Genomic DNA, 10,935 nt, shown 5'->3' with positions numbered 1-10,935 from the left:
AAAAACGCCAGGCGGGCATCGCTGCCAGGCCTGACGTGGGGAGTACCGCCGTTGGAGTCAGCCGCCGTTGGCGCCGACCCCGGGCTCGGGGAGGAGGATCAGAGCGACCAGCCGACGGTGACCATGGCGTTACGCGGATCGCCGTAGAAGTTGTTGCCGTAGTCGGTGTTGCTGCTGATGCTCTGGTAGTAACGCTTGTCGAACAGGTTGTTGATGTTGAGGCGAACGATCACATTCTCCGAGGCCTTGTAGCTGGTCATCAGGTCCACCAGGGTGTAGGCCTTTTGTTCGATGCGGTAGTCGTAGGGCGGTGGAGCGGTAAGATCATTGGTGCCTTTGTTATAGATGGTGTTCTGCCGATACACGCCGCCACCGATGGTCCAGCGGTTGAGGTCGCCGGGCAGCTGATAGGTGGTGAAGGCCTTGAACACATGGCGTGGGATATCGGTGTCGAACAGGCGACCTTCGTTGGCTGGGTCGGTGTCCTTGGTGTACTTGACCGAGGCGTAGGTGTAGCCGGCGCCCAGCTCCCAGCCCGGGGCCAGGGAGCCGTTGATTTCCAGTTCGATACCTTCGCTGCGCACTTCGCCCGCGGCTTCGTAGCAGGTGGTGCCCACTGGGTTGCACTGGTTGGGGTTCAGATCCTTGGCGCGGTTTTCCTGGTCGATGCGGAAGATCGCCGCGCTGGCGTTCAGGGCGCCGTCGAAGTACTCGCCCTTGATGCCCATCTCGTAGTTCTTGCCTTCGATGGGCTTGAGGGCGTTGTTGGAGGCGTCGAGTTCGGTCTGCGGCTTGAAGATGTCGGTGTAGCTGACATAGACCGAGTGATGCTGGTCCAGGTCATAGATCACGCCGGCATAGCGGGTCAGGTTGCGGGTGACCTTGTTGGGCAGGCTGGAGGAGTTCGGTTTGCCGTTCCAGGTGGTGGTGACGTCGTAGTCGTACCAGTCCAGCCGCCCGCCGAGGATAACTTTCCAGTCATCGGCAGGGTTCAGGCGCGTGGTGACATAGGTGCTTTCCAGCTCGCTGGTGCGATGCTGTGTCCAGGGCGTGGCGCTCATGTCCGGCTTGGGGATGCCGCTGGGACGGTAAATATTGGTGTTGGTCTCGAAGTCGCTGGGGTTGCCCTTGCCCTTGAACGACAGGTCGCGCCTGCTGGCACCCACTACCAGTTCATGGGTGCGGCCGAACAGCGAGAAGGGGCCGGAGACATAGCCGTCGTAGCTGTTTTGCTGGTCTTCATATTCGTAGCGGCCGATGTTCTGGCCAAATTCACTGTAGTCGCTTTGCCAGGTGCGCATCGGGATGGAGCCATGCATGTCCAGGTCCGACCAGCTCTTGCTGGCGGCCAGGAGCATTTTCCAGTCGTTGGCGAAGCGGTATTCCAGGCGGGTGAAGGCGGTGGTGTTGTCCTGGTCCCAGTATTCCCAGTCGCTGCCCAGGTAAGTGGAGCGCTTGAGGTGCAGGTCGCTGCCGTCGCGGGCAACGGGCAGGCCGCCCCAGGAATTGTTGTTGTTGGCGTTCTGGTTGGAGATGCCGAAGGTCAGGGTGGTGTCTTCGTTCAGGTCGGCCTCGGTGATGCCGTAGAACACCGAGCGCTCGGAACTGACGAAGTCCTGGAAGCTGTTCTGGGTCTGGTAGGCGGTGACGATCCGGCCGCGCAGGGTGCCGCTTTCGTTCAGCGCGTTGGAGGCGTCGAACTCGGTGCGGTAGTTGTCCCAGCTGCCGGCGCTGCCGGTGACGCTGACGCGCGGCGTGGCGGTCGGACGCTTGTGCACCATGTTCACCGCGGCCGACGGGTTGCCCGCGCCCTGCATCAGGCCGGTGGCGCCGCGCACCACTTCCACATGGTCGAAGATCGCCATGTCGGGGGTGGAGTTCATGTCCCGGCTGAGGTAGTGGCTCAGGTCGTTGGACAAACCGTCGACCATCAGGTTTTCAATGGCGAAACCCCGGGCGTAGAAGGTCGGTCGCTGCGGGCCGACCTTGTTCGTGGAAATGCCCGGGGTGGCCTTGAGCACGTCTTCCAGGGAGCGCATGTTCTGGTCGTCCATGCGCTGGCGGGTGATGACCGTGACCGACTGCGGGGTTTCCCGCGCCGTCAGGGCCAGCTTGGTGGCGCTCTGCATCGGCCCGGTGGTGTAGGACCCGGTGTCCTCGGTCTTGCCGTCCAGGCCCTTGCCGTTGATGAAACTGGTCCCCAGTTCCAGCGAGCCGCTGGAGGCGCGGTTGAGGATGGTGATCGAATTGTCCTTGAGGTTGTAGGCCACCCCGGTGCCGTTGAGCAGCGCCGCGATGGCCCGCTCCGGGGCATAGCTGCCGGTCAGCGCGTTGCTGCGCTTGCCCTGCACATCGTCGGGGCTGTACAGCACCTGCATGTTGGCTTGGCGTCCGAACTCCTGCAGGGCCGAAGCCATGGACTGCGAGGCGATGTTGAACGAAATTTCCTGAGCCTGGACCTGGGCCATCAAGGGCAGGGTCAGGGCCAGGCCCAGGGTGCGGGAAGCCATTCTCGGCGAGAACGCCTGGCAGAGGAGGGCTTTGGCCAAAGGAGTCAGTCGATGTTGTGCGGGCATGCTCATGCGCTCTTATAGGTCCGGCAGATGTAATGATTGTTAATGCTAGTAATTCTCAGTTCTGTCTGTATGACGCACCAGTGGCCATAAACCGGAAACAATCACGCCGGTTGCAGATCGGTCATGACTTTCCCGGCCTTCATCCGCACCAGTTGGTCGGCGATATCGAAGTAGCGATCGTCGTGGCTGATGACGATGATGGTCTTGCCCAGGCGCTTGAGGTCCGGCAGCAGCTCGGTGTAGAAAATCCGCCGGAAGGCCGGGTCCTGGTCCGCCGCCCATTCGTCGAACACCAGCACCGGGCGCTCTTCCAGCCAGGCATTGACCAGGGCCAGGCGCTTGCGCTGGCCGGTGGACAGGTCGGTGGTGGTGAAGGCGCCGTCCTTGACGCTGACCTTGTGGGCGATTTCCAGGCGGTCCAGGTATTGGCTGGCGCTGTCCAGTGACTGGCCGCCGCTGCCCTGGACCAGGTCGTCGAACAGGTAGTAGTCGGCGAACACGGTGGTGAACAGTTGGCGGTAGTCGTCGCGGGTCGGGTCGGTCACGGCCTCGCCGTTCAGGCGTATTTCCCCGGCCTGGGGTTGGTACAGCCCCAGCAGCAGCTTGATCAGGGTGGTCTTGCCGCAGCCGTTCTCGCCGACGATGAAGACGATGTCGCCCTGCTTGATGTCCAGGTTGATCGGCCCCAGGTGGAACGGTTCGCTGCCTTCCACCGCGGGCGGGCTGTAGCTCACGCCGCGCAGTTCGAGGCTGTGCACCACCGGTTTCGGCGCTTCGGTATCGTCCAGCAGCAGATGGGGTTCGGGGGAAGAGAAACGCTCGGACAACTCGCTGATGCGGCCGAAGGCGATCTTCGCCTTGCCCACCACCGGCAGGTAGGACACCAGGTTTTCCAGCGGGCCTTTCATGTACAGCAGCACCAGCACGAAACCGGTGATCACGGTCGGGTCCGGGTTGGGGTTGTAGGCCTGCATGGCCAGGGCCAGGCCGATGACCACGAAGAACAGCATCGAGCCGAAGGTCTTGGCCAGGATATAGATGTTCACCGAGCGCACCTGGATCGAGGCGATGCGGTCCGCGGTTTCCTGGATGCGGTGGGTGTTCATCCGGTAGCGGCGCGGGCGGTGCATGCGCAGCTCCTTGGCGCCGGAGGCAATCGCGTTGTAGTAGCGCTGCAACTCGTCTTCCTGGTCGCGGGCCAGGTCGAAGCCGCGGATCCCCTTGCCGCCCGCCACGTACTGCACGCTGATGCCGATGACGATGGCGACCACCATCATCAGGAACATCGGCACCGACAGGTACGCCAGGTAGCCCAGGCAACCCAGGGTGACGGTGGCGGCGATGGCCAACGGGGTGAAGGCGAAGGAAAAGTCGCTGATGGTGTCGACGTCGTGGGTCAGTACCGGGATCAGGCGGTGGGAGCGGTAGCGTTCGATCTGGGTGATGGGCGCCGACAGCACTTTCTCCCCCAGGTCCTTGCGCAGCGCGGCGATGATCCGCTGGCCCACGTAGTTGGTGCCGATATCCGAGACGATCGAGCTGGTCAGGGCCAGCAGGCACAGGGCGGCGAAGGTCAGGACCACACCCTGGGTCATGCCGGTGGCCGAGTGCAGGGCGTTGTTGATAGTGGCCAGCAACAGGGTGATGGCCAGGCCGCCGAGCATGCCCAGGGCAACGGAAATCACCACAGTGGTACGAAAGGGTCTGAGCAGGGCGAGCAGTCCGTGAAAGGCTCCGCGCTTGGGGTCGGTCATAAGGGGTTCCCGGCAGTGAAGGATGGGTCGAGGCAGAAAGACCCGTACTCATTGACAGACGAACCGTTGGCGAGAGTATTTAGCGCGGCGGCGGGCGCGGATAAATTGCGCGCCGGCTGATTCGTTCTTGTTCTGGAGGTGCACGCGTAACGACGCCGTGCCTGGCCCATTCAGCGAGAGCGATTGAGATGACGAAAAAGAATCTGGTGTATGTCTGGTCCCTGAGGAACGCGGCGGCCGACAAGGCGGGGCAGCCGGTGGCCTACAAGGATCACGAACGCTACATGAAGTCGGTGCTGGAGTTCCTGGTGGAGTCGCTCGAACAGACGCCGCTGGGCGAGGCCTACAACCTGGTCGGCGTGGTGTACGACGACGACGAGCAATCGCCGCGCGACCAGCAGTTGGTCAAGGATTACGGTTTCGCCTACCAGCCCGGCCGGCAATGGCTGTACCCGGCGGACCTGCGGGTCCAGGGGCGCCTGGTCAACGACCTGTTGCTCAGCGTGCCGTCCACCTACCGCCGCCATCCGCGCGGCAGCGCCGAGCACATCGCCGGCAAGCAGGATTTCGAACGCCGCCTGCACGAGACCCTGGTGGAATTGAAGGCCGATATCGTGGTGCTCGACGGCCTGCTGGTGATCCTCGACGAGCTGGTGCGCCCGGGCGCGCCGTTCGCGCGGCGGATCATGAACATCCATCCGGGCATCACCCGCCTCGAGTCGCCTTACGAGCGTCGCGGCGCCTACGCCACCTGGAATGCCTTGTACGGTGCCCGCGGGCAGAAGGTGGTGGACTGGGCTACCCGGGAAACCGAGCCGGTCGAGCCGCTGTACAAGACCGGCGCCTCGTTCCACTACGTGGACAACGGCATCGATTCCGGCGAGGTGTTCCACGACGTGCTCAATACCGAGATCGCGCCCGAGGACACCATCCTCGAACTGCGCTGGAATAACTTCAACAACAGCCTGTTCCCGGCCTTGCACGAAGGCCTGGCATTGCTGGCCGAACAGCCGGCTGGCGCGTCCCGGGCCGAGGCCTGAGGCCCGCGGCGCTCAAGCGCGGCTATCGCGCTTGAGCGCCGTCGATCGGCCGCTTACGGGCGGCCGGTGCCAGGCTGTTCCAGTTCGCGGGCTACGCGAAAGCCGAGGAAGTCGCCGCGAACCTCGCGCTTGCGGCTGTTGCGGTTGCCCGAGCGGGAGAACACCGGAGCCTCGCCCCAGTCGTTGCCGCGAATCTGCGCGTCGAGGCACACGCCGCCCGAGTCTTCCATCCAGGCGCTGCCGTCGGTGGGCGCGCCGACATAGTCGGGGTGCCAGCAGTCGGCGACCCACTCATACACATTGCCGTGCATGTCGTACATACCGAAGGCGTTAGGCGGATAGCTGCCCACCGGGGAGCTGTAGCTGTAGCCGTCCTTGGGGCCGTAGGTGTTGGCGTGCTTGCTGATCTGGTACTGGCCTTCCTCGTCGAACGGGAAGGGGAAGGAGCCGGTGCTGCCGGCGCGCGCGGCGTACTCGCGTTCCGCTTCGCTGATCATCCGGTAGTGCTGGCCGGTCTTCTTCGACAGCCACTTCGCATAGTCCCGGACCTCGAAATAGTCGACGCAGACCGCGGGCTGGCGCGGGCCTTGTTCATAACGCGGCTTGCTGGCCTGGCACAGGCGGCCGGGGCGGTCGTCGCCGTCCTTGATCACGGTGCCGGTCTCGCGGATATAGGCGTCCAGCTCGCCGGCGGTCACATGGAAGCGGCTGATAGCGAAGGGCTTGCTGAAGGTCACGGTATGCAGCGGACCTTCATCGGGTTCTCTGCCGACCTCGCCTTCGGGGGAGCCCATGACGAAGCTGCCGGCGGGCAGCACGACCATTTCCGGGCAGTTCTTGCAGTCCTTGAACACGCTGCCCGGCTTGGGCGGTTCGACCGCCTGGGCATTGATGCTGATCAGGCAGCCGAACAGCGCGGCCAGGGAGGAACAGGCGACAGGTTTCATCGATAAATAACCTTGTGCAATGGACGAAAAAAGGAGGGTCAGGTGGCCTTGCCGGTGCGCAGGCGCTTGCCCAGCAGGTCCAGGGCGCGGTCGAGATCCGCCTCATCGTTGAGCACGCCGGGCGCCATGCGCACCACCGGTCCCGCATCGCGGTCCACCGCGTCCACCAGGATGCGGTTCTCGATCAGCCAGGCGGCGGTGGCGTCGGTGTCCAGGCCCTGGCCGCGGAAGAAGGTGAAGCCGGCGGAATGCTCCGGGCTCAGGGGCGTCACCAGCTCGATGCCCGGGAGTTCCTGCAAGCGCTGCTTGAGGTAGCTGTTGAGTTGGTGGATGCGCGACTGGATATTGGCCTTGCCCAGCCGCATGTGCAGCTCGAAGGCCTGGTCCACGGCCCAGCGATGCTCGAAGCTGTGGTAGCCGCCGGGGCTCATGGTGGTGGCGAAGTCCTGATTCTCGGAAAAGGTCGCCACCATCGGCGTCAGGTGTTCGAGCTTTTCCGAGCGCGAGCAGAAGATCCCGGTGCCCCGTGGGCCGAACATCCATTTGTGGGTGCCGGCGACGAAGAAGTCGCAATTGAGGTCGGCGAAGGTGATGTCTTCCACCCCCAGGCCGTGCACGCCGTCGACGCAGTAGAGAATGCGGTCGCGCTCGTCGCGGTTGCGGTTGTGCCGGTCCACCAGTTTGCCGATCTCGCCGATCGGCAGCTTCACGCCGCTGCCCGACTGCACCCAGGTCATGCCCAGGACGCGGGTGTTGGGACGGATATTGCGCTCGATGTTGCCCAGTACTTCGTCGGTGGACATCCGGTGGGCCGACTTGAACAGCTCGATGCCGCGCACCTGGGTGCCGTCGCGCTCGGTGCGGTACTTGAGGGCGTTACGGGTCGAGTAGTGCTCGTGCACCGTGGTCAGGATCTCTTGCTCGGGGCGCACGTGAATGCCCCCGTACATCAGCGCCAGGCCTTCGGTGGTGCTGCCGGTCAGGGCCACCTGGGCGGGCTTGATCTGCAGGTAGCGGCCGACGCTTTCGCGCACCTGGGCTTCGCGCTTCCAGGTGTACTGGGTGTCGTAGTCCATGGCCAGGGCCGGGTTGCTGTCCAGTACCGCGCGGTACTTTTCGATGGCTTCGCGCACGGGCCTGGGGTGCGAGGTGATGAGGAAGTTGGACAGGTGCACGTAGTTCGGGTCGAGGTCGAACAGCTGGCGCAACTGGGCCCACTGCGAGTTGCCGGCGACCGGCGTGGCGGCGGCCCGGGCCGGGCCGACGGCGAGGTTGCCCAGGGGCAGGGCGGCGGCCAGCAGGCCCGCGTGCTTGAGGAAGGTCCGACGATTGGTCACAGGGATTCTCGTGGTCATGGTTCAGCCGGCAATGTCAGGCTGGACGGCGGGTTTGGCAGGCTTGGCGAGTTTCTGCGCCTGTTCCCAGACGCGCAGATAGTTTTCGCCCCAGAGTTTGGCGATCTCGATGTCGGTGTAGCCGCGCTGGATCAGCTCGGCGGTGACGTTGCGGTTGTCCGCCACGTTCATCCAGCCGGTGACGCCGCCGCCCTCGTTGAAGTCAGAGCTGATGCCGACGTGATCGATGCCGATTTTCTTCACCGTGTAGTCGATGGCGTCGACATAGTCCTTGAGGCTGGCCTTGGGCTCTTCGTCGAGGATGCCGTACAGGGAGCTGGCGTATTCGCCGAAGCGCTGCTCCGGCCAGATGGTGATGACCGCGTCGCCCGGCATCAGGGCGTTTTCCAGGCCTTGCAGCGGGCCCAGGTCGAAGCGCTGGCGCAAGGCGTTGAGCTTGTCCAGGGTCGGCTGGCTGAGGGGGCGCAGGTAAGTGGAGAAGCCCACGACCTGGACCACCCCGCCGGTGGTCTTGATGATTTGCAGTTCCTTGTCGCTCAGGTTGCGCGGGATATCAACCAGCGCCCGCGGCGCGGAGTGCGAGGCCACCACCGGCGCCCGGGTCAGGGCGGCGACATCGTCCAGGGCCTTGCTGGACATCTGCGAGACGTCGATCACCACCCCCAGGTCGTTGAGCCGCTGCACGGCCTGCTTGCCGATCGGCGACAGGCCGCCGAGGGCGTCCCGCGTGTCGTTGAAGAACGGCAGTGGGCGCGAGGAGTCGGCCCAGTCGTTGTTGCCCACGTAGCTGAAGCCGAACAGGCGCATGCCGCGCGCGGCCCATTGGTCCAGCTGGTTGAGGTCGTCGCCCATGGCGTAGGCGTTGAGCAGGCTGATCACCACCGCCAGCTTGCCTTCGGAAGCGATGCGACGCAGGTCGGCGGGGGTGTAGGCGATGGCTGCCTGGTTGGGGAAGTCGCGCACCATGCCCTGGATGATCCGGTAGCGGGTTTCCCGCTGGTGGCGGGCCTCTTCGACGAAGCCGGCGGTGGGGCGGTGCGGGGCGTTGGGGCCGTTCCACATTTCCGGCCAGGCGAGAATGCTCAGGGCGGCGCCGGACATTCTGCCGCGACCGGCCTTGACCAGGTCGAACTGGCGATGGGTGTCCTTGTCCGCTTCGGTGCCTTCGGTGCCGAAATCCAGGGGCACGGTGATGTGGCTGTCGAAGGAGATGATGCGTTCCTGGAGATCGTTGGCGTGCTTGACGATGTCGTTGGGGTAAGACACCCGGTCTTTCCAGTAGTAGTGCCAGGCGGCGCCGGCACCGACACCGAGAGCCGCGACCGCCAGGACCAGCAGGCTCAGATAGAGGGTTTTCTTACCAGATATTTTGATCATTGCTATCCCAGTCGCAGGCGGGCTGATGACGGGGCCGGGCCGGGAGGCGCAGGGCATTCCGGTCTGACCTTTTTGTGTACATCTATCCGCGATAGACGAGCGGGTCGGCGGCAAATTTAGCGGCCCGGGAGCGTCTGGCCGGTAAATTTCCTTGCAAATCCAACGTTCTAGCTAGATGCGTGGCGCGCCACTGGATAAAGGTAGAGCGATGAGGTTTTCGAGAAGAGGATTTTTGACCGGTCTGGCGGTGACGGGAGCGGCTATTCCTGTGGCGCTCTACACCCAGAAGGCATTGCAGCGCCAGGATGTTCGCCGTCAGGAAGAGCTGGAAGTCACCCCGGGGGAAGCCAAGCTGGAAGTGGCCCTGGACCCGGGCGTACGCCTGGCCGATCACCTGCGGGGCATCTGGGACATCGAGTTCCTGGGGGCCGGGGCACCGCTGCCGCGGCGCGGCTGCGAGCTGCTGCTCGACGCCGGCCCGACCGGGCGTGGCCTGCGCGGCTGTCTCGGGCGCCCGCAAAGCCTGCGCGGCGACGGCCCGGTGGAGTTTCTGGTGCAGGGCGACCTGGCCCAGGCGAACGCCGCGAAGGTGCGCTGGCGGCTGTTTGCCGGCGGCCGGCTCGACGGCGCGCCGAGCCACGAGTGCCAGGTGGTGCTCGACGAGGTCTGGGCGAACTGGGGCAATGCCGGCAGTGGCACCCTCAGCGGCAGCCTGCAGCCGTTGCAAGTCTCGCCGCTGGCGCCGGTGTCCGCCGTGGCGTTCGTGGCGCGCAAGCGGGCTTTTCCCGCGGCCCGCGAGCAGACCGGGCTGAGCCCTGAATTGCTGGCCTGGCTGGTGTCCCCGCAGCACCGGCTGTTCCACCAGCTCTGGCACGCCTCCCGGGATCGCTGGCACTCCTTGCCCAAGGACAAACGCAACAGTTTGCGCGGGCTCGGCTGGCAGCCGGGGCCGCTCAAGCACGAGCGCGATGCCCGTGGGCGGCGCAAGCATCGCAACGCCTCGGGCATCGATTTTTTCTTCATGCACCGGCACATGCTGCTGCATGCCCGTTCGTTGCAGCCGGACCTGGCGTCGTGGCAGCAGATTCCCTTGCCGTCCCCGCGCCTCGAGCAGGACCGCCAGGCCTTTATCCGCTACTACGAAAACCACGACGGCTGCTCGGTGCCGCCGGCCTGGGTGGCCGACGACGATGAAGAGTTCACCCAGTGGTTGCATGGCTTGAAAAGCGACGCGGCCTTCTATGGCAACTTCCAGGTCTGGGAGTCGCAGTACCGGGACCCCGAATACCTCAGCCGCCTGACCCTCGGGCAGTTCGGTTCGGAGGTCGAGCTGGGCCTGCACGACTGGCTGCACATGCGCTGGGCCGACGTGTCCCGGGACCCGGCCAACGGCATGCCGGTCATGGAGGCGCGGGTGTCCTCGGATTTCGCCGGGCGCTGGTACCTGGCGCAGAACGACTTTCTCGGCGACCCGTTCTCGTCCCATGTGCATCCGATGTTCTGGAAGTTCCACGGCTGGATCGACGACCGCATCGACGACTGGTTTCGCGCCCACGAGCGTTATCACCCCGGCGAGGTCTTGCGGCGCGAGGTCAACGGCGTGCCCTGGTTCGCGCCCGGGCGTTGGGTGGAGGTCGACGATCCGTGGCTGGGGGCTTCGACCCACGGTTGCGGGCCGCTGGGCAACGCCCCCGGCGAGATGTCGCTGGAGATGGATCAGGAGGTCATGAAGCTGGCCTTGCGCATCGCCCTGAGCCGCGACGAGGAGGTGCCGGAGCTGCTCAAGCGGGCGCCGCGGCGTCCGTGGTACGCCCAGCACCTGAAACTCTGAGGCTTGCGATGCGGGCGCGGGGCTTGTCGAAGCGCCCGCGCCGCGTGGTCCGGGG

General features: G+C 64.9%; 7 protein-coding genes. 2 read left to right on the top strand and 5 right to left on the bottom strand.

Annotation, left to right across the window (positions count from 1 at the left end; genetic code table 11):
• Nucleotides 1-98: 98 nt before the first annotated feature.
• A complete protein-coding gene (locus BTN82_RS19745) occupies nucleotides 99-2,582 on the bottom strand; it encodes a TonB-dependent siderophore receptor (protein WP_075120782.1) in 2,484 nt (827 codons plus the stop codon).
• A gap of 95 nt (nucleotides 2,583-2,677) precedes the next feature.
• The gene (locus BTN82_RS19740; RefSeq protein WP_075120781.1) at nucleotides 2,678-4,330 is read right to left on the bottom strand and encodes a cyclic peptide export ABC transporter; all 1,653 of its coding nucleotides are present in this window, start codon (nucleotides 4,328-4,330) and stop codon (nucleotides 2,678-2,680) included.
• Between the two features lie 188 nt (nucleotides 4,331-4,518).
• Between BTN82_RS19740 and BTN82_RS19735 the strand changes: the two genes are divergently transcribed.
• A complete protein-coding gene (locus tag BTN82_RS19735) occupies nucleotides 4,519-5,370 on the top strand; it encodes a formyltransferase family protein (RefSeq protein WP_075120780.1) in 852 nt (283 codons plus the stop codon).
• A gap of 53 nt (nucleotides 5,371-5,423) precedes the next feature.
• Here BTN82_RS19735 and BTN82_RS19730 read toward each other — a convergent pair whose 3' ends face one another.
• Genes BTN82_RS19730 through pvdM form a run of 3 tightly spaced genes read right to left on the bottom strand, consistent with a single transcriptional unit; the run spans nucleotide 5,424 to nucleotide 9,049 of the window.
• The gene (locus BTN82_RS19730) at nucleotides 5,424-6,317 is read right to left on the bottom strand and encodes a formylglycine-generating enzyme family protein (protein ID WP_075120779.1); all 894 of its coding nucleotides are present in this window, start codon (nucleotides 6,315-6,317) and stop codon (nucleotides 5,424-5,426) included.
• Nucleotides 6,318-6,355: 38 nt separating this feature from the next.
• A complete protein-coding gene (locus BTN82_RS19725) occupies nucleotides 6,356-7,654 on the bottom strand; it encodes an aminotransferase class V-fold PLP-dependent enzyme (protein WP_075120778.1) in 1,299 nt (432 codons plus the stop codon).
• 21 nt (nucleotides 7,655-7,675) lie between these two features.
• On the bottom strand, nucleotides 7,676-9,049 hold the full coding sequence (gene pvdM, locus BTN82_RS19720; protein ID WP_075120777.1) for a pyoverdine-tailoring dipeptidase-like protein PvdM: 1,374 nt from the start codon (nucleotides 9,047-9,049) through the stop codon (nucleotides 7,676-7,678).
• Nucleotides 9,050-9,257: 208 nt separating this feature from the next.
• Between pvdM and BTN82_RS19715 the strand changes: the two genes are divergently transcribed.
• Nucleotides 9,258-10,880, top strand: coding sequence for a twin-arginine translocation signal domain-containing protein (locus tag BTN82_RS19715; protein ID WP_075120776.1), 1,623 nt, complete (start codon nucleotides 9,258-9,260; stop codon nucleotides 10,878-10,880).
• Nucleotides 10,881-10,935 lie beyond the last annotated feature (55 nt).

Origin of the sequence: Pseudomonas chlororaphis (genome assembly GCF_001921865.1) — a bacterium.
Lineage (GTDB): Bacteria > Pseudomonadota > Gammaproteobacteria > Pseudomonadales > Pseudomonadaceae > Aquipseudomonas > Aquipseudomonas chlororaphis_D.
The sequence above is the reverse complement of the archived record's forward strand: the minus strand, read 5'-3'. Positions and strand labels throughout refer to the sequence as shown.

Excerpts from the sequence above, each read along its gene's own strand:
- BTN82_RS19740 (WP_075120781.1), bottom strand. The coding sequence starts at position 4,330 with ATGACCGACCCCAAGCGCGGAGCCTTTCACGGACTGCTCGCCCTGCTC.
- BTN82_RS19715 (WP_075120776.1), top strand. The coding sequence starts at position 9,258 with ATGAGGTTTTCGAGAAGAGGATTTTTGACCGGTCTGGCGGTGACGGGA.
- pvdM (WP_075120777.1), bottom strand. The coding sequence starts at position 9,049 with ATGATCAAAATATCTGGTAAGAAAACCCTCTATCTGAGCCTGCTGGTC.
- BTN82_RS19745 (WP_075120782.1), bottom strand. The coding sequence starts at position 2,582 with ATGAGCATGCCCGCACAACATCGACTGACTCCTTTGGCCAAAGCCCTC.
- BTN82_RS19735 (WP_075120780.1), top strand. The coding sequence starts at position 4,519 with ATGACGAAAAAGAATCTGGTGTATGTCTGGTCCCTGAGGAACGCGGCG.
- BTN82_RS19730 (WP_075120779.1), bottom strand. The coding sequence starts at position 6,317 with ATGAAACCTGTCGCCTGTTCCTCCCTGGCCGCGCTGTTCGGCTGCCTG.